Source organism: Mycobacterium sp., assembly GCF_025933915.1.
In the GTDB taxonomy this organism is placed as follows: Bacteria; Actinomycetota; Actinomycetes; order Mycobacteriales; family Mycobacteriaceae; genus Mycobacterium.
Genome location: NZ_JAICZA010000098.1, coordinates 1 through 17737 on the forward strand (window position 1 = coordinate 1; position 17737 = coordinate 17737).

General features: G+C 69.0%; 19 protein-coding genes. 8 read left to right on the plus strand and 11 right to left on the minus strand.

From position 1 onward, the window contains the following. The 7 genes from Q0W90_RS15995 to Q0W90_RS16025 all read right to left on the minus strand — a co-directional run. Window positions 1-240: S4 domain-containing protein (locus Q0W90_RS15995; RefSeq protein ID WP_297775204.1), on the minus strand; the 240-nt coding region annotated here is incomplete at its 3' end. Between the two features lie 8 nt (window positions 241-248). Further along, entirely contained in the window at window positions 249-434 is a 186-nt protein-coding gene (locus Q0W90_RS16000) for a hypothetical protein (protein WP_297594014.1), read from the minus strand. 23 nt (window positions 435-457) lie between these two features. Continuing rightward, window positions 458-1489 (minus strand): HAD-IIA family hydrolase, encoded by a 1032-nt coding sequence (locus tag Q0W90_RS16005; RefSeq protein WP_297775206.1) that lies wholly within the window; start codon window positions 1487-1489, stop codon window positions 458-460. Between the two features lie 18 nt (window positions 1490-1507). After that, window positions 1508-2308 (minus strand): tetratricopeptide repeat protein, encoded by an 801-nt coding sequence (locus Q0W90_RS16010; RefSeq protein ID WP_297775207.1) that lies wholly within the window; start codon window positions 2306-2308, stop codon window positions 1508-1510. Between the two features lie 28 nt (window positions 2309-2336). Further along, entirely contained in the window at window positions 2337-2699 is a 363-nt protein-coding gene (locus Q0W90_RS16015; RefSeq protein ID WP_297594008.1) for a DUF732 domain-containing protein, read from the minus strand. A 108-nt stretch (window positions 2700-2807) separates the two neighbouring features. Continuing rightward, the gene (gene tyrS / locus Q0W90_RS16020) at window positions 2808-4079 is read right to left on the minus strand and encodes a tyrosine--tRNA ligase (protein WP_297594028.1); all 1272 of its coding nucleotides are present in this window, start codon (window positions 4077-4079) and stop codon (window positions 2808-2810) included. A 92-nt stretch (window positions 4080-4171) separates the two neighbouring features. Beyond that, window positions 4172-4789, minus strand: coding sequence for a DNA-3-methyladenine glycosylase (locus Q0W90_RS16025; protein ID WP_297698951.1), 618 nt, complete (start codon window positions 4787-4789; stop codon window positions 4172-4174). Between the two features lie 121 nt (window positions 4790-4910). Here Q0W90_RS16025 and Q0W90_RS16030 point away from each other — a divergent pair, with 121 nt between their 5' ends. The 4 genes from Q0W90_RS16030 (at window position 4911) to Q0W90_RS16045 (ending at window position 8521) form a co-directional block, all read left to right on the plus strand. Further along, window positions 4911-6182 carry an ammonium transporter gene (locus Q0W90_RS16030; RefSeq protein WP_297698949.1) on the plus strand — a complete coding sequence of 424 codons (1272 nt, stop codon included), beginning with the start codon at window positions 4911-4913 and terminating at the stop codon, window positions 6180-6182. Between the two features lie 146 nt (window positions 6183-6328). After that, window positions 6329-7093, plus strand: a complete 765-nt coding sequence (locus tag Q0W90_RS16035; protein ID WP_297594001.1) for an ABC transporter ATP-binding protein — start codon at window positions 6329-6331, stop codon at window positions 7091-7093. Window positions 7094-7095: 2 nt separating this feature from the next. After that, on the plus strand, window positions 7096-7845 hold the full coding sequence (locus Q0W90_RS16040) for an ABC transporter permease (RefSeq protein ID WP_297775210.1): 750 nt from the start codon (window positions 7096-7098) through the stop codon (window positions 7843-7845). A gap of 55 nt (window positions 7846-7900) precedes the next feature. Beyond that, window positions 7901-8521, plus strand: coding sequence for a TetR family transcriptional regulator (locus Q0W90_RS16045; RefSeq protein ID WP_297593999.1), 621 nt, complete (start codon window positions 7901-7903; stop codon window positions 8519-8521). Here the strand turns inward: Q0W90_RS16045 and Q0W90_RS16050 are convergent. From Q0W90_RS16050 to Q0W90_RS16065, 4 genes are all read right to left on the minus strand, one after another. Then, window positions 8487-8702 (minus strand): Trm112 family protein, encoded by a 216-nt coding sequence (locus Q0W90_RS16050; protein WP_297593998.1) that lies wholly within the window; start codon window positions 8700-8702, stop codon window positions 8487-8489. The two genes, Q0W90_RS16045 and Q0W90_RS16050, sit on opposite strands and share 35 nt — an antisense overlap. Further along, window positions 8699-11704, minus strand: coding sequence for an acyl-CoA synthetase (locus tag Q0W90_RS16055; RefSeq protein WP_297775208.1), 3006 nt, complete (start codon window positions 11702-11704; stop codon window positions 8699-8701). The genes Q0W90_RS16050 and Q0W90_RS16055 overlap by 4 nt, the downstream gene beginning before the upstream one ends. 143 nt (window positions 11705-11847) lie before the next feature. Then, the gene (locus Q0W90_RS16060; RefSeq protein ID WP_297698944.1) at window positions 11848-12852 is read right to left on the minus strand and encodes a hypothetical protein; all 1005 of its coding nucleotides are present in this window, start codon (window positions 12850-12852) and stop codon (window positions 11848-11850) included. 245 nt (window positions 12853-13097) lie between these two features. After that, window positions 13098-13580: an STAS domain-containing protein gene (locus Q0W90_RS16065; protein WP_297698942.1), complete on the minus strand. Its 483-nt coding sequence runs from the start codon at window positions 13578-13580 to the stop codon at window positions 13098-13100. A gap of 703 nt (window positions 13581-14283) precedes the next feature. Here Q0W90_RS16065 and Q0W90_RS16070 point away from each other — a divergent pair. From Q0W90_RS16070 to Q0W90_RS16085, 4 genes are all read left to right on the plus strand, one after another. Next, window positions 14284-14763 (plus strand): hypothetical protein, encoded by a 480-nt coding sequence (locus Q0W90_RS16070; RefSeq protein ID WP_297593990.1) that lies wholly within the window; start codon window positions 14284-14286, stop codon window positions 14761-14763. A 5-nt stretch (window positions 14764-14768) separates the two neighbouring features. After that, a complete protein-coding gene (locus Q0W90_RS16075) occupies window positions 14769-15515 on the plus strand; it encodes a gluconate 2-dehydrogenase subunit 3 family protein (RefSeq protein WP_297593988.1) in 747 nt (248 codons plus the stop codon). After that, complete coding sequence (locus Q0W90_RS16080; RefSeq protein WP_297698938.1) at window positions 15515-17212, plus strand: GMC family oxidoreductase; 1698 nt, start codon at window positions 15515-15517, stop codon at window positions 17210-17212. Before Q0W90_RS16075 ends, Q0W90_RS16080 begins: the two co-directional genes overlap by 1 nt. Beyond that, the coding region (locus tag Q0W90_RS16085) for a trehalase-like domain-containing protein (RefSeq protein ID WP_297775209.1) at window positions 17205-17737 on the plus strand (533 nt) is incomplete at its 3' end. The genes Q0W90_RS16080 and Q0W90_RS16085, both read left to right, overlap by 8 nt.

Sequence of the window (17737 nt, forward strand, 5' to 3'; positions counted from 1 at the left end):
GGAAATCTCGAAGGCGTCCAGGGCCCCGATGAGTTTGTGCGCCCCGCGCGAGACCCAGCCGCGTTCGCCGTCGGTGGCCACGGTCAGGGCGGCGGTCACGGCGACGGCGGTGCCGGGCTTGCGCGCGGGCATCCCGTCGATGCTGACCTTGCCGGCGCCGATCAACTCCGCGGCCTGCTGACGCGACCGGGCCAGCCCGCGCCGCACCAGCTCGGCGTCAACGCGGGCGCGTCGAGACATGCGCGCACTCAGCCCTTCTCCGCCGACTCCAGCGCAGCCAGCAGGACGTCGTGCGCCTCGGAGAGACGGCGCGCGATCTCTTCGAGCTCGTCGAGCGAGGGGGCCTTCTCGGGATCCTGCTGATCGCCGGGATGGGGCAGCCGGGCCAGCAGGGCGTCGATTTCGGCGCGAATCTGATCGGGGTCGATGGTCATCGCGTTCCTACGCTAGTCACCCGTCAGTCGGTGTGCACCAAAGACCAGCGTTGCAGCGCGGCGCGCGCCCGGTCGTCGGCGGCCTCGATGCGCACCCGGGGCTTGCCGGAACCGGAGTCGGCCGCGCCCCATACCGCGCTGGCGACAGCGCGAACGATCGCCAGGCCGTCCCCGTCGTCGGACCCCGTGTTCGGGCCGCTGCCGCTGACGGTGATCGCCTCGTCCGCGACGTCCACGTGCCAGCCACGCTGCGGCCCCACGGCGAGCCGCTCGCCGTCGGTGTGCAGCGAGCGCAGATCATGGCCGATGTAGGTGGGGCGCTGGGCGGGCTTGGCGTACACCGCGTCCCGCGCGGAATTGACCCCGGTGAGCACCATCAAGCTGGGTAGCTGGGCGGCGTTGGCGCCTTCGATGTCGGTGTCGAGCCGGTCGCCGATCACCAAGGGCGCGCGGTAGTCGCCCCGGGCCGCCGCATCGCGCAGCAGGGCGGGCGCCGGTTTGCCCGCGACCTGGGGTTCGGCGCCGGTGGCCGCCCGCAACGCGGCCACCAGGGATCCGTTGCCGGGCAACAGCCCGCGCTCGGTGGGCAAGGTGAGGTCGACGTTGGCCGCCACCCACCGCGCGCCGGCCCGGATGGCCAGCGCCGCCTCGGCGAGATCGGGCCAGCCGATGGTCAGGGACAGGCCCTGCACGACGGCGGCCGGGGCGTCGTCGTAACGGCGCACCGGGCGCAGCCCGACGGCCGCGATCTCGTCGGCCAGGGCCTCGGTGCCCACGATCAGCACCGGCGAGGCCGCGGGCAGCTGATCGGCCAGCAGCCGGGCCGCGCTTTGCGCGCTGGTGGCGACGTCGTCGGCGGTGGCGGTGAAACCGAGGTCGCTCAGATGCGCGGCGACCTCGTCGGCGCTGCGGGACGCGTTGTTGGTCACGAAATACGCGCGGCTGCGCAACTCGGCCAACGCCTGCACCGCGCCCTCGGTGGGCTGGCTGCCGCGAAACGCCGTACCGTCCAGGTCGATCAGCAGGCAGTCATATTCCTGCGCAAGGCTTTTCACGCGGTCGAATCCGTCACGTCAGCCGAGTTCGCTGACCCGGTCTTCGGCGTCGGTGACGCCGTCGACGTCGGCGGCCGCCGAACGCAGGAACCAGTGCAGCGCCTCGTCGCCGCGGCCGAGCGCGAGCAGCGTGTCCGCGTAGGCGTAGAACAGCCGCGCCGCCGTGGAGCCGGTGCGGCCGGGATCCAGTTGCGGCGTGGACAAGACGGTCAGCGCCTGCTCCAGCTGGCCGAGGTCCGCCCGCGCCCCGGCGGCGACGATGCGTAACTCGTCGGCGTCGTCGCCGGACAGCTCGGCGGCCTCCGGCCCGCGCGTGAGTTCGATTGCCCGTTCCGGGCGGCCAAGCCCGCGTTCGCAATCGGCGATCAACGCCAGCAACGAGGACTTGCTGCCCATCCGGCGGGCGGCGCGTAACTCCGCCAGCGCCTGCGACCAGTCGCCGCAGTGATACGCGGCGATCCCGACCGCCTCCCGAATGGTGGCGATGCGGCTGGACCGGGCCCGCGCCGCGCGGGCATGACTCAACGCCGCCTCGGGATCTTCGTCCAGCAACTCGCCCGCCGCGACCAGGTGGCGCGCCACCGCGTCGGCCGTGGCGCGGTCCAGGGTGCTCAGTTCGCGGCGAATGTCGGGTGCCAGCTGTTTGGCCTCCACGCCCGGCGGGACCGGCGGCCCGTCCTGCGGCGCACGATCGGCCTGGGCCTCCCGGCGCCGGGCGCTCTGCGGCTGAGCCGCCCGCGCACGTCGCGGACCGGACCATCCGCCGGATGCCGGCCGCGCCCCACGCTCGCCACGGTGCCTCTGCCTGTCGTCGACCACGCTGCCGAGAATACGGGCAACGATTCGGCTAGCTGTGCCGCCGGTTGCTCAGCAGCGGCGCGATCATCGCCGGGCAGTAGGTCGCGATCGCGACGATGGTGAACCTGCCCGCCGTCTCGTAGGACATTCCGTTGCCCTCGGCCATCTTGGACGTCACGGCGTCGAAGGACCCATCGGGCTCGAACAGCATCGGGCACACCGACTGTCCCAGCGCCGTCGCGCCCGTCGGTTGGATGTAGGAGATCCCGGCATTCGTCAGCGCCGACAGGAAGGCATTGCCGAGCATGTCGGCGCGGATCGGCGCCGACAGCGCCGCGGCCAGCGCCACCAAGCCCGTGCTCACCCCCAGGATCCGCAGGACGGTCAACCGCACACGCGTCGCGAAAATCACCGTGACAACAGTGGTCCCCGCGGATCACGCCAACGACACGGTGAGGTAAAGATCTGTGCACGTACGTGTTTTGCGAAAGCCGTTGGGACCTCGAAAGGGCTAACCGGGCTAGAGCTTTTCGACCCCGGCGACCGTGCGTTTGCCGCGGCGCAGCACCAGCCATCGGCCGTGCAGGAAGTCGGACGGTTGCGGCGCCCAGGCCTCGTCGTCGACGCGGACGTTGTTGACCGAGACGCCGCCTTCGCCGATGGTGCGCCGCGCGGCCTTCTTGCTCTCGGACAGACCGCTGGCGACCAACAGGTCGACGATCCCGTCGGGGCCACCGGGTTTGAGCTCGGCGACCGACGTCTCGCGCAGCGCCGCCGCCAGCGTGGCCTCGTCCAGGCGGCCCAGTTCGCCCTGCCCGAACAGCGCCCGGCTGGCGTGCTCAACCGCCTCGGTGGCCGCCTCGCCGTGCACCAGCACCGTGAGTTCGCGCGCCAGCCGCCGCTGGGCGGCGCGTTGTTGGGGGCGTTCGGCCGTAACCTGTTCCAGCTCGTTCAGCTCGTCGGCCGTCAAGAAGGTGAACCACCGCAGGTAGCGGATCACGTCGGCGTCGGCGGTGTTGAAAAAGTACTGGTACCAGGCGTACGGGGTGGTCAGGGCGGGATCCAGCCACAGGCTGCCGCCGCCGGTGGACTTGCCGAATTTGGTGCCGTCGGCGGCGGTCACCAGCGGCACCGTCAGCGCATGGACCGAGGCGCCCAGCTGTTGGCGGACCAGCCGGACCCCGGCGATGATGTTGCCCCACTGGTCGGAGCCGCCGATCTGCAGTCGGCAGCCGTAGCGGCGGTGCAGCTCGACGTAATCGTTGGCCTGCAACAACATGTAGCTGAATTCGGTGTAGGAGATGCCGTCGCCGTCCAGGCGACGCCGGACGGTGTCGCGGTCCAGCATGACGTTGACCGAGAAGTGCTTGCCGACGTCGCGCAGGAACTCGATCGCCGACATCGGGCGCGTCCAGTCCAGGTTGTTGACGACGACGGCACCGGTGGGTGATTCCCCAGAATCGTCGAAATCGACGAAGCGTCGCAGCTGGCCGCCGATCCGTTCGGTCCACTCGGCGACGGTGTCCGCCTCGTTGAGCGCGCGCTCGCCGACGTCGCGCGGATCGCCGATCATGCCGGTGGCGCCGCCCGCGAGCACGATCGGGCGATGGCCGGCGCGCTGAAACCGGCGCAACGCCAGCAGCGGCACCAGGTGCCCGGCGTGCAGGCTGGGCGCGGTGGGGTCGAAGCCGGCGTACACCGTCATCGGCCCGCGCCCGGCCTCGGCGGCCAGCGCATCGAGGTCGGTGGACTGCGCGATCAGGTCGCGCCAGCCCAGCTCGTCGAGGATCATGGTGTACGAGTCTTCCAGAGCGCCGACGCCGAGCGTCGACTTGTGGTGTGGTTTCGGGGCGTTCTCGCCCAACGACTCGACGTTCGCCGCGGTTAGTCGCTGGCGCCCGGCGCCGCCGCGCGGGGGCTGCGGCGGTACGCCGAGACCTCCGGACGGCCGGGAAGCCACAACCGCCACGGCCGGTCGGCGGCCTGGCTGACACCCACCCGCGGCCCCGACACGGCGGTCAGCGGTTCGTGCAACTCGAGGGTCACCGGACTGTCGGGGGCGAACAGGTCAATTCCGTTGTCGTCCATGGTGATTCCCATGGCGGCGCACAGGTTCCCCGGGCCGCGCGCCAACGCCGCGGTGTGCACCAGCGCGCCGCGGCGGGCCCGGGCCGCGTCGGCGCCGTCCTCGAGGGCGACGGCGCGCAACAGGACCGCGGCCGCGGTGCCGTCGGGCCCACACGAGACGTTGGCGCAGACGTGGATGCCGTGGCTGCGATAGGTGTAGAGCCGCCCGGGCGGCCCGAACATGACAAAGTTACGGGCCCGCAGGCCCTTGTACGAGTGCGCCGCGGCGTCCGGCCACGGACCGTCGGGAACACCGCCGTACGCCTCGACCTCGACGACGACGCCCGTCACGCCCCGCCCGGTGAGGGTGGCGCCCAACAACCGGCGCGCGGCCTCGACCGGGTCGACCGACAGCCGGGCCGCAGCCGTGCTCACGCGGGATCGCCGTCCAGCCTCGACCAATTCAGATCCTGAATCCTCTTTTCAGTAACCCAACGAACCTACCGGCGGCCCAAACATGGCAGTATCCCGGTGTCCGGGACCCAAAGGAGCCCACATGCACGCGATCGACCCTGCCGCCACGGCGTGGCTGCTGGCCAGCACCGCGCTGGTCTTGCTGATGACCCCCGGCCTGGCGATCTTCTACGGCGGCATGGTCCGCACCACCGGGGTGCTCAACATGATCATGATGAGCTTCATCTCCATCCCGATGGTGACCGTGGCGTGGCTGCTCGTCGGCTACACCCTGGCGTTCTCCGAAGACGGGGCCGACGGGCTGGTCGGCAACCTCAGGCATTTCGGGATGCTCGGCATCACCCCCGACACCGTTCACGGCACAGCGGTGCCCGAGTTGCTGTATGCCACGTTCCAGTTGACGTTCGCGATCGTCACGGCCGCGCTGGTGAGTGGCGCGATCGCCGACCGCGCCAAGTTCGCCGCCTGGATGGTGTTCGTGCCGGTGTGGACGATCACCGTGTATTCGGTTGTCGCGCATTGGGTATGGGGGCCAGGCGGCTGGCTGGCCAGGCTGGGCGTCCTCGACTATGCGGGCGGCCTGGTCGTCGAGATCGTCTCGGGTTCGTCCGCGCTGGCGCTGGCGCTGGTGCTCGGGCCGCGCATCGGTTTCAAGAAAGACGCCATGCGGCCGCACAATCTGCCGCTGCTGTTCGTCGGTGTCGGGCTGCTGTGGTTCGGCTGGTTCGGGTTCAACGCCGGCTCGGCCCTGGCCGCCAACGGGACCGCGGCGGCCATCTTCCTCAACACCCTGGTCGCGGGGTGCCTGGGCATGCTCGGTTGGCTTGGGGTCGAACAGATTCGCGACGGCAGGCCCACCACTTTCGGTGCCGCGTCGGGTGTGGTCGCCGGCTTGGTGGCCATCACCCCGTCGTGCGGGACCGTCAACACGCTCGGCGCGACGGTCGTCGGCCTCGCGGCGGGCGTCGTGTGCTCGTTCGCGGTGGGCGCGAAACTGCGTTTCAACTACGACGATTCGCTCGACGTCGTGGGCGTGCACTTCGTCGGTGGCGTCGTCGGTGTGTCCTTGATCGGGCTGCTCGCCACGGCCGTCATGACCGCGGGCCCGCGCGGCCTGCTGTACGGCGGCGGCGTCGGCCAACTGGGCAAGCAGACCCTGGCGATCGTGGTCGTCGCGTGCTACGCGTTCGCCATGTCGTTCCTGCTGGCCAAGGTGATCGACCGGATGATGGGCTTCCGGCTCAGCCCGGAAGACGAGACCACCGGAGCCGACCTGAGCCAGCACGCCGAAACCGCCTACGCCGAGGGCGTCCACGGCCATCTGCCGCAGCGGCGTCCGGGCATCGGAAGCTGACGACAGCCGGCCCAGCCCGAACAGCGGGACGCCGCGAGACTGTAACTACCGACGTATCGCGCGAGTGGACCCGTCGGTAGTTACAGTTTCGCGGAGATTCCGTTCCGGCCTTGACAGGTCCGCCGCGCGCGAGGAATATTCATCACATGATGAGTTCATCCCGTGATGAATTAATCTCCGGCTCCGCAGGGCCGGCCGTAAAAATCGAGCACCTGCGCGTGGTCCGCGGCAAACGCCCAGCTCTGCACGATTTCTCCGTGCAGATCGCCACGGGCAGCATCACCGGCCTGCTCGGCCCGTCCGGCTGCGGCAAGACCACCCTGATGCGGTGCATCGTCGGCACCCAGATCGTGACCTCGGGCCACGTCTTGGTGCTCGGCAAGCCGGCCGGCGGCCCCGAACTGCGCCGCCGCGTCGGCTACCTGCCGCAGGACCCGACCATCTACAACGACCTGCGCATCGTCGACAACGTCCGGTACTTCGCGACGCTGTACGGGTTCGACGGGCAGGCCGCCGACACCGCCATCGAACGCGTCGGGCTCACCGATCACCGGACCGCCTTGTGCGGCAACCTCTCCGGCGGTCAGCGCACCCGGGTGTCGCTGGCGTGTGCGCTGGTCTGCCAGCCCGATCTGCTGGTGCTCGACGAGCCCACGGTGGGCCTGGATCCCGTGCTGCGCGCGGACCTGTGGGATCAGTTCGCCGAACTGGCCAGGGCCGGGACCACGCTGCTGGTCTCCAGCCATGTGATGGACGAAGCCGACCACTGCGAGGACCTGCTACTGATGCGCGAAGGCCGGCTGGTCGCCCACACCACCGGAACCCAACTGCGAGAGGACACCGGATGCACGTCACTGGACGACGCGTTTCTGTCCATCATCAAGCGCAGCACCATGCGCGAAGCGGGCTGAGCCTGAGCGGGTACACCGCGACCACGGCGCGGATTCTGCGCCAGTTGGCCGGCGATCACCGCAGCGTCGCGATGATTCTGTTGGTGCCCGTCCTGGTGATCACCCTGATGTACTTCATGTTCGAAAACGCTCCGCACCGCCCCGGCGGCCCGACCCCGTTCAACAACGCGTGCCTGATTCTGCTGGGCCTGTTCCCGCTTTTCGTGATGTTCATCATCACGGCGATCACCATGCAACGCGAACGGGCCTCCGGAACGCTGGAGCGCATCTTGACCACACCGCTGCGCCGGCTCGACCTCCTGATCGCCTACGGCACCGCCTTCTCGACGGCCGCTGCGGCACAAGCCATTCTGGCCTGCGTCGTGTCGTTCTGGATGCTGGGCTTCGACACGGCGGGCAGCCCGCTGTGGGTTTTCGTGATCGCGATCGTCAACGCCGTGCTCGGAGTTGGCTTGGGTCTGCTGTGTAGTGCGTTCGCCCGCACCGAGTTTCAGGCCGTGCAGTTCATCCCGCTGGTGATGGTGCCGCAGCTGCTGCTGGCCGGCATCATCGTGCCGCGGGCGTTGATGCCACACTGGCTGCAATGGATCAGCAACGTGCTGCCGGCCAGCTACGCGCTGGAGGCGCTGCAACAGGTGGGTGCACACCCGGGACTGACGTTTATCGCGGTGCGCGACATCGTCGTGGTGCTGGGCTTCGCCCTGGCGGCGCTGTGCCTGGCGGCGGCGACACTGCGGCGCCGGACGCCCTAGTGGCGATCGCCAGCGCGGCGCAGCCGGGCGCAGCGGGTCGCCACGGAGGCCGCTAGTGACGGCTACCAACGCCGGGCGCCGGCGGGGGCGGCCGGCCGGAAATTCCGACACCCGCGACCGGATTCTGAACAGCGCCCGTGAACTGTTTGCGCGCAATGGCATTGACAGGACGTCGATTCGGGCGGTGGCCGCGGCCGCCGGGGTCGACTCCGCCCTGGTGCACCACTACTTCGGAACCAAGCAGCAACTGTTCGCCGCCGCGATTCGCATTCCGATCGACCCGATGACGGTGCTGGTGCCCATGCGGGATGTGCCCGTCGAAGACCTCGGATTCGCGCTGCCGTCGGTACTGCTGCCGATCTGGGACTCCGAGCTGGGGGCGGGTTTGATCGCCACGTTGCGATCGCTGCTGGCAGGCGCCGACGTCAGCCTGGCGCGGTCCTTCCTACAGGAGATCGTCACCGCGGAAGTCGCTCCGCGCGTGGACAATCCGCCCGGGACGGGCACGATTCGCGCCCAGTTCTTCGCGTCGCAATTGATGGGCGTCGTCATGGCGCGCTACATCGTGCAGGTCGAGCCGTTCGCGTCGCTGCCGCCCGAGCAGATCGCGCAAACTATCGCGCCGAACCTGCAGCGCTACCTCACCGGGGATCTGCCGGACGGCCTTGTGCCATGAGCCGGGCGTGCTCGTCGTCGTCGACGTCGCGGGCCTCGTCGATGAGCAGCACCGGGATGCCGTCCTCGATCCGGTAGGCGCGGCGCAGTCGGGGGTTGTAAAGCAATTCCTGTCCCACCAACACCAACGGGCCCCGGTCGTCCGGGCACACCAGGATGTTCAGCAGTGCCTCGTCGATCATGACCGCGCGCCGCTCAGCTCGGAACGCACCCCGGCGGTCAGCCGGCGATAGTGTTCGGTCTCCGCATCGAAATACCAGACGTGGCGTCCCGCCTTCGGGATCCCGGCGGCCCGCAGGGCGCTCACGGTCGGGCGGTAGGTCGCGCTCAACGTCATCTCCGAGACCACGCACACGATGTCGGGTCCCAGGCCGATGGGGATCTTGGCGAAGGCTTCGGTCAGGTCGGCCGCGGTGATGGAGGCGCCCGGCAACAGCGTCACCGCCGACACCGCCACCTCGTGGCCGCCCACGGGCACGTTGTAGGTCACCGCGAGGTCGACACCGTTGATGCAGCCCAGCGCGTCGGTCACCGGCTCGGCGTAGACCAGACCGCGCTCGGTCCGCACCACCGAGCCGCGCCGGCCCGCCATCCAGTAGTCGCCGTCGTCGTCCCGGTAGAAGAGGTACTCGGTCGAGATCCAGGTGTCCCCGGCGGCGAAGACCCCGCGCTTGACCGAGGCGCTCGGATCGATCGGCCCGTTGGAGGCGGCGAGCAGGACCCCGACCTGTTTGGGTTCGGCGATCTGCACGAAGCCACGCTCGTTTTCCAGGATCAGGTCGTGCTCGGTGTCGTAGGCGCCCAGCTCGATACGCCCGGCCCCCGGCAAGGGGCGGCCCTTGCTGCCGACCTTGGCGCCGGACACGTTGGCCAGCACCGCCTGCCCGTCGGTGGTGGCGAAGAACTCGACGACGTGGGCGGGCGCGAACGCCTCGACGACGCGGCTCCACAGCCCGGTGGGCATACCGGAACCGATGAACAGGCGCACCGGGTGGTTGCCGTGCAGGACGAACGGGGGGCCGGCGGGGTTGTCCAGGATCTCGCGGAGCATGGCCCAGGTGTACGACACCACGGTGACGCCGTACTGGCGCACCTCCTGGATGAACCGGTCCCGGTTCAGGCCGCGCGACAGCGCGATGCGGGCGCCGCCGACCACCGCGCCGCCCAGGCTGACCAACAGCGCCGACTCGTGGTGCAGCGGTGTCAGGCAGTAGACGGTGTCGCGACGGTCGAGCGCGGCCGTCGAGGCGGTACCGAACGCCGACACCGCCCAGCGGTAGTTGGTGATCTGCCTGGCCACCAGCTCCCCACCGGCCGCGCTGAACGCGATGAACGCGAGATCCCGGGCCAGCCCCGGATTGGGCCGATACCAGCCGGGCAGCTCGACGGCATCCGGGTCGATTTGTTCCATGTCGATGACGTGGAGCTGCTCAAGGGCGTCCTCGGGCAGGTGCAGATCACGCGACTCGCCGCCGCCGAGCACCAGCACCTGCCGAAGTAGTTGACCGTCCGACGCCAGCACCGCATCGAGGTTGGTGGGGTCGGTCAGGATCTCGCTCACTCCCCCGAGCCGTACCGACGCGGCCAGGTCGGCGTCGGGCCGCATCACCACCGCGATCGCACCGAGCCGGGACAGCGCGGCGATGGCCACCAGCGCGCTGGGCCGGGTCTCCATCAGCACGCCGACCCTGTCGCCCTGTCGCACGCCGACCTCGATCAGGCCGCGGACGACGTTGTTGATGCGCCGGTTCACCGCCTCGTAGGTGTGCACCCGCCCGTCGAACAACAGGAATTCCCCCTGCGGGGCGTCGTGGGCCTGTTCCTCGATGATGCGGCCCAGCGAGATCCTGGTGTGGTCGTTGATCTGTCCCAGCCGGACCAGTCGCGGCAGGGTGCGGGCCGTCTCGACGGCCAGGGTGCGCACCGATTTGTTGGCAGCGACGACGGTGTTGGCCGCGCCGCGCACGATGCCCAGCGCCGCCTCGGAGGCTTCCCCGATCCCGTGCGCGAGCCGGGAGCTCAACGCCACGCCGCTGTCGGTGTGCTCGTCGGGCTGATCGGCCATCAGCTCGATGCTGGTGGGCTTGTCGCCGCCGGCGGACAGCCATCGCACCCATTCGGCGACGGTCGGCCAGCTGTGCTGGGCGGCCTTGGACCCGACGACCAGGCCGAAGTGGCCCGTCCGGATGGTGCACTCGTAAACCTCGGCGTACGGCGCCGCCCGCCGGATGCCGCGCACCGAGGCCGGCTGCCCGATGTCGTCGACCTCGCCGACGAAGGCCAGCACCGGACAGGTGATGTCGGTGAGCGTGACCATCTGCCCGTTGACGGCGAAACCACCGGTCATCATCCGGTTGTGGGCGATGAACTGCTTGAGGAGCTCGGAGATCGCCGGGCCGGACCACGCGATCCAGCCTTCGCGTTCCAGGAAGCGGCGTTGCTGCTCGCGCGACAGCAGCGCCTCGCGATCGTGCAATTGGCGCACGAAGTCGACCCGCGCTTTGGCCGTCTTGAGCGGATCCATCATCTGGAACCCGGTGCGCGCCATCCAGCTGGGGATGGCCAGCCGGCTGAACACGTGATCGGCCATGAAGTTGGCCGCCGCCGCGCCGAAATTTGCCGGGATGCCCATGGGCAACGCGGCCAGGGTGTCCACCGGCGAGCCGAACGCGACGATGCTGGCAAGATTCTTGGAGCGCCGGTACGCGGCGACCTGATAGCACCACATGCCGCCCTGGGAATAGCCGACCAGGTGCACATCGCTGCCGGTCACATCCTTGACGGTGTCGATGGCCTGGCCCAGCGCGACGATGTGATCGGCCAGGGTCCGGCGCATGCCGCCTTCGATCTTGTCGGGTTCGCCGAAGTCGATGACCCAGGGATCAAGGCCGTGGGCGTGCAGGATCCCCACCGCGCCTTCGTCGCGGGTGACGTCCCACATGTCGGCCGACATCATCATCGGATGCACCATCAGCACGGGCGGCCCGGCGGGCGACTGGCCGGGCCTGCTGTCCGGCGGGAAATAACGCCGGAGCTTGTACATCGACACGCTCTCGACGATCTGCGACGGCGACGGCACCGTGCCGGTTTCCAAACCCCCCAGACGCAAGACTTCCAGCCCGTTCTGCGCTGTGGCGATCAGCCGCTCGACCGGTCGTGTGACCATCGAAAAATTGAGATCCACCGCTGCTCCCTGAGTCTTGACAGCTCCGACATCATGGCACATCAGCGGCCTTGGCGGTTTTGGTCAGGCTGTTTGCCGACGGGGTGATGCCGACAGCCGACGCGAGGCCCGCCGCACCTCTGGAAGTGACGCGGGCGCCGTTTTCACCAGCGCAGTAGCGCGGCGACGCCGTCGGCGTCCTTGAGCCCTGCGTCGGCCGCGCCGTCGACGGGACTGATCCTCGCCCCGGTCATCAGCGCCCGCTCGACCAGCCGCTCGGTCAGCCGGGGCTCCGGGGTCACCGGATATCCGTTCGGGCCGACCTCGTCGCCGCCGTAGAGCGCTCCGTCGGCGCCCACGGTCCCCTGGTAGCGGACCTGCGGGTCATACACCAAATGCGCGGCGCGGCCCGCGTTCAACACCGCGGTCACCTCGGACAACCCGAGGGCGGCGCGTCCGGATCCGGCGACGTCGCGCACACGTTCCAGAAGCCGCCGCTCGTGCTCGGCCTGCTGGTCGCGAACCCATTGGGTCACGGCCATGGCCAGTTCAACGTCATTGTGCCCATTGAAAACCCGAGAAATCCGAGCGTCGGCGAACACCTTGGCACGCAGCGCCCGGGGGAACCTCGCGACGGCCGGCTCGGTCCAGCGCTCCCCGCCACTGACGAGGATGCGCTCCCAGCCGCGATATCCGGCCAAGTCGGCGGCCGCTTCGGCGACCCGGTCCAGGAATTGCAGCATCCGGTCCCGATCACGCGCTCGGCGCTGTTCGCGCATCGGGGTATGGAACTGCCCGTCGGGACCGCCCCCGATTTGACCCGCACGCTCATGTGCCGCCTGAACATAGGGCTGCTCGATTCGCGTCAGCAGCTGCAGCGATCCGGCTCGCCATTCGAGCAGCCGGGCGTCCTGCGCGGAAATCAGGACCACGCCTGCCGCCCGACCCTCGTCGAGCAACTCCAGCAGCGGGTGGATGAACGGGGCGTCGCCCAATACCACCCGATTGGTCACCGGCATCGCGCTCTCCAGCCGCAGCATCCAGCCGCTGTCCAACCCGGCGAAGACGATTCGGCCGCGGCCCGAGGCCGCCGGGCTTGTCAGGCTCTCGACTTGCTCGCGGAGCCGCTCCAGTGCGGCAACCACCTCGCGGCTCCCCGGTGCACCCATATCCCCGACAATCCGGGATTGCAGTTCCCGGAATCGGTTCTTCAAATCGATTGCGGTCGCTTGCAAATTCGGGTCTTGCCGGGGATCGGCGTGCACGTACACCGACAACACACCCAGCCTGTCAGTTCGCCGGGAGAGAGCCCAGAGACTGTCCTGGTCAAGCCACTCGATCGCGACCACAAGCCATCACCTCTTCTTCGTCCGCCCGTGGGCCGTCAATGCTGTTTGCCAACCGTCTGCTCGTATCAGCACCTCGTGAGCTCCCTGGCGGTAGTGACCACCCGGTGCGGTAGAGACCAAGCCGGGTCGTGAGATGTCAACCGCTGCATGGCCTCATCCACCGAGGCCGCGGTGGGTAGCCGGTAGGTGCTGGACGTGCCACTCAGGAGCCGATCGACGGCCTCGCTGGTGACCAGCGCCCATCGCATCCCCGTTCTGTGTGAGTACTCGGCGATTCTGACCAACGCATGAAAGCCGTCGTCGTTGATGAAGTTCACACCTCGAAGGTCGAGGATCAACGGCCGGTCGGGGTTCGCCAGATCGGTGATGTGGTCGTTCAGCCGGGCAGCATTGCCCGCCTCGATCGGCCCGTATACCTGCACTACGAGCATGCCGGGCTGGAAATGTGTGCGCAGCGACAGGCCGGGATGCCCCGACGTCACACGCCGCGTGCCCGCAGGCGGGTGTACGCGGAACCTGTTATGGCGGGCCTTATTGGCGACAAGCATGAAAAATCGACCTCGAAATCACGTGTGTTCACTGATAATTGAGATTTGGCTGACTTGTGGTGGATGCGTTACGTCACTCGACGATCGCACCGACCAGCAGTGCCGCGAGCGCAGCAAGCCGAGCTCGCTGTTGCGGACGGGCATATTCCTGCCGCGTCAACCACCGTGGGGTACTCGCCATCGCACTTGTGTCCTTTCACAGGAGCGGGGTGTCGTCAGGGCTGCTTCCTGACTCCATGGTGATGCGGGGACCGCGCGGCGGGTTTGCCCAAACCGGACAACGCCACGGCGGACCGTTGTCGCCATCCGACAACACCCTGCTGCGGCCTCTCGTCCACCCCGACCGCCGCGGCCCGCGCTGGTAATCGGACACCATTCTCCCAGGTTAACCGGCGGTGGAACGGGGTACCTACCGAAAGCGGAAGGTCAGGACGCATGCCCGCATGCCGTCTGGACCACCTCGGTTGAACACGCAGCCGGGCGCTTCACCAGCTTTCCGGGGCGGCCACCTTGGTCCGTTGCGCGGCGAGCGGTGGATGCCGGGGCGTGTCGCGTCGTGGAGGTGAGCCGGTGAGCATGACGACGTAGCGGACCCAAGAACGTGCTTTCGCGGGCCGCGCAGACGATCACGCGGTTCACCAGGGAATCAAGCCGCGCCAGCGATCGACGGTGCGGTGACCGAACGGGTCAGGAAGGGAATCCAATGTTGTTGTCAGGCAACGGTGACCGAGGCGAGGGCGAGGTCTCGCAGCTTGCCGAGCGGGCGCTGTACGACGTCGCGCACGGTCGTTTCGAACGCTCGCTGTCCGGGTTGACCGCCATTGCGGCGCTTGTCACGACGGCCGAAATCTATTTCGAGCACTACAAGGCCAGCTTCGGCAACAAGTGGATGTGGAGCCCGATCGTGGTGACCCCACCGGTGGTCGTCGCCGGAATCGGCGGTGTGTTCTCGCGGCGCTGGGCCAAACTCTGGCTGCCGATCACCGCCGGCATCTACACGGCGAACGGGCTGATGGGCGAATACCTGCACGCGCGCGGCGTCGCGCGCAAGCCGGGCGGATGGAAACACGCGTCCTACAACGTGCCCATGGGCCCGCCGATCGCCGCGCCGGGATTGATGTGCATGGTCGGAGGGATGGGGTTGCTGGCGTCGATCCTGCGCCGCGAGCGGTTCCGGGGATAAGCGAGATGGCTGACACCTCGCGCCCGGACCACCTGCCCAACCTGCGCCCGGATGGCAAGCCTCCGCACCCGTCGTGGCTTCCCCAGCAGCGCCACGGCACCACTCCGCAGATGATCGGGCGTTACCCGGATTTCGACGTGCTGGAAAACGCCGGCAACTGGGACGAGGCCACCAGGAAAGTGGTGCTGGCCCGGCTGGAACCTCCCGGCCCACTGCGGTTTTTCACCGCCGAAGAAGAACCGTGCCTGCGCGCGTTCTGCGACACGGTGCTGGCGCAGGACGTCGAGCCGCGCGTGCCGGCGGCCGAATTCGTCGACTCCAAGCTCGCCGACGGACGCCTCGACGGTTACCAGTACGCGGATATGCCCGACGACCGCGACGCGTGGCGGTTGGTGCTGCGCGGGCTCAATGAGACCGCGGCGGCCAAATACGGCGCACCCTCCTTCGCCGCCGCAGAGCCCGAAACCCGCGAGGCGATCATCGACCGGTTCTCCCGGGGCGACCTGGAGGGCGGCGCCTGGGAGAACCTCAACGTCAAGCGCGCCTGGTCGGTGTGCATGCGAATGACGCTGTCCGGCTTCTACTCCCACCCGTGGGCGTGGAACGAGATCGGATTCGGCGGCCCCGCCTACCCGCGCGGGTTCATGCGCCTCGGCGGCGCCACCGGGCCCGCCGCCGCGCGCGAACCGTACGAGACCCCCGGCGCCACCGACGAAGACCCCGTGCAGGTCGTGCAGAACGGCGAGGTGTGATGGGCGACTTCTGGCGAGGCCTTTTGAAGGGGGCCGTCGGACCGAAAGACAACGATTCCCGGTTCCTGCTCGACGTGCATTCGCGCGACCTGCCCGGCGAGAAGACCATGCGCCGCTACCGCGACGACGACGAGGTCGACCTTGTTGTCGTCGGCGCCGGCGCCGGCGGCTCGGTACTGGCGCAGCGGCTGGCGCGGGCCGGCTGGCGGGTCGTGATCCTCGAGGCCGGCCCGTTCTGGCACCCCGACGAGGACTGGGTGTCCGACGAGGCCGGCTCCCACGCGCTGTACTGGACACAGAAGCGCATCATCGGCGGTGACGACCCAATTGAGCTGGGCAAGAACAACTCCGGACGCGGCGTCGGCGGCTCCATGGTCCACTACGCCGGCTACACCCCGCGGTTTCACCCCAGCGACTTTGCCACCTACACGCTGGACGGGGTGGGCGCCGACTGGCCGCTGCGCTACGAGGATATTCGCCGCCACTACGAACAGATCGAGCTCGAGCTGCCGGTGGCCGGGCAGAACTGGCCCTGGGGCGACCCGCATCGCTACCCCTTTGCCCCGCATCCCATTTCGGGTGCGGCCGCCAAGATTTGGGAGGGTGCGCACAAGCTCGGCATCGAGATGCGGGTCGGGCCCGTCGGCATCGTCAACGGCACCTTCGGCAACCGCCCACACTGCATCTACCGCGGCTACTGCCTGCAGGGCTGCAAGGTCAACGCCAAGGCCAGCCCGTACGTCACCCACCTTCCCGACGCGCTGGCGCACGACGTGGAGATCCGCGCCAACTGCATGGCCTCCCGCGTCGAACTCGACGAGACCGGCGCGGCCAAGGGGGTCGTTTACTACGACGAGGTGGGCGGCAAGGAACGGATGCAGCGCGCCAAAGTGGTTGCCGTGGCCGGATATTCGATCGAGACGCCGCGCCTGCTGTTGAACTCGGTCAGCGACCGCTTCCCGAACGGGTTGGGCAACAACGAGGATCAGGTCGGGCGTTACGTGATGGTGCAGGGCGCCACCCAGTCCGCGGGCCGGTGGTCGGAGGAGATGCGGATGTACAAGGCGCCTCCCCCGGAGGTGACCTCCGAACAGTTCTACGAGACCGACCTCTCGCGCGGGTTTGCCCGCGGCTTCTCCATCCAGACCGTGTCACCGTTGCCGATCGGCTGGGCCGAACACGTGCTCGCCGAGGGGCACTGGGGCCGCGCCATGCGCGAGTACATGCGCGACTACAACCACTGGGCGACCGTCGGCGTGCTCAACGAGCTGCTGCCGCTGCCGGACAACAGGGTGACCGTGGCGGACGAGAAGGACCCATACGGCATCCCGGTGGCCCGGTTCGACTACACGCTCTGCGACAACGACAAGGCCAACATGGCCTACTCCACCAAGGTGATCGGCGACATCCTGCACGCCGCCGACGCCCAGGACGTGCTCACCATCGAGCGTTTCGCCCACCTGATCGGCGGCGCCCGCATGGGCACCGGGCCGCAGAATTCGGTGGTCGACTCCGACCACCGGGTGTGGGGCGTGCCGAACCTGTTTCTCGCCGACGGCTCGGTGTGTCCCACCCAGGGCTCCGCCAATCCCGCGTTGACGATCATGGCGTTGGCCTCGCGGCTTGCCGAACGGATGGCCGCCGGAAAGATCGATACCGGCGTGGGACGGAGGTCGAAGGCACACGCCCATGACTGACCTGAAGATCGACGTCGAGACCACCTTCGCCCCCCGGGTGCTGCGTGAGTATGCGCTGCTCGCCGACGGTGAGCGGGGCGCATTGGTCGGGCCGCAGGGTGACGTGGCGTGGATGTGTGCGCCGCGCTGGGATTCCGACGCCGTCTTCTCCAATCTCATTGGCGGCGGCGGTGTTTACGCGGTCACGCCGACCGACGTGCGGCACGTATGGGGCGGCTACTACGAGCCGGGCACCCTGATCTGGCGGAACCGCTGGATCACTCGCGACGGCATCGTGGAATGCCGCGACGCACTGGCCTTTCCGGGCGACCCTGACCGGGCGGTGTTGCTGCGGCGCCTCACCGGCTGCCGCGGGACGGCGCGGGTGCGGGTGCTGCTGGCACCGAGCGCCGGGTTCGGCCACCACGCCCCAGGCAAGCCGACCGTGGATGACGGGGTGTGGAGCGGCCGCTCGGGACGGCTGCACTGGCGCTGGCAGGCCGGTTGCGACGCCCGCCCCGTTCGAGCGGCCCGGCAGCAGGGCGA

Coding starts and splice junctions, on each gene's coding strand:
- Q0W90_RS16000 (WP_297594014.1), bottom strand. CDS start 434: ATGACCATCGACCCCGATCAGATTCGCGCCGAAATCGACGCCCTGCTG.
- tyrS (WP_297594028.1), bottom strand. CDS start 4,079: ATGATCCTCGACGAGCTGGGCTGGCGCGACCTGATCGCGCAGTCCACC.
- Q0W90_RS16030 (WP_297698949.1), top strand. CDS start 4,911: ATGCACGCGATCGACCCTGCCGCCACGGCGTGGCTGCTGGCCAGCACC.
- Q0W90_RS16035 (WP_297594001.1), top strand. CDS start 6,329: ATGATGAGTTCATCCCGTGATGAATTAATCTCCGGCTCCGCAGGGCCG.
- Q0W90_RS16050 (WP_297593998.1), bottom strand. CDS start 8,702: ATGATCGACGAGGCACTGCTGAACATCCTGGTGTGCCCGGACGACCGG.
- Q0W90_RS16060 (WP_297698944.1), bottom strand. CDS start 12,852: ATGGGTGCACCGGGGAGCCGCGAGGTGGTTGCCGCACTGGAGCGGCTC.
- Q0W90_RS16065 (WP_297698942.1), bottom strand. CDS start 13,580: ATGCTTGTCGCCAATAAGGCCCGCCATAACAGGTTCCGCGTACACCCG.
- Q0W90_RS16070 (WP_297593990.1), top strand. CDS start 14,284: ATGTTGTTGTCAGGCAACGGTGACCGAGGCGAGGGCGAGGTCTCGCAG.
- Q0W90_RS16075 (WP_297593988.1), top strand. CDS start 14,769: ATGGCTGACACCTCGCGCCCGGACCACCTGCCCAACCTGCGCCCGGAT.
- Q0W90_RS16080 (WP_297698938.1), top strand. CDS start 15,515: ATGGGCGACTTCTGGCGAGGCCTTTTGAAGGGGGCCGTCGGACCGAAA.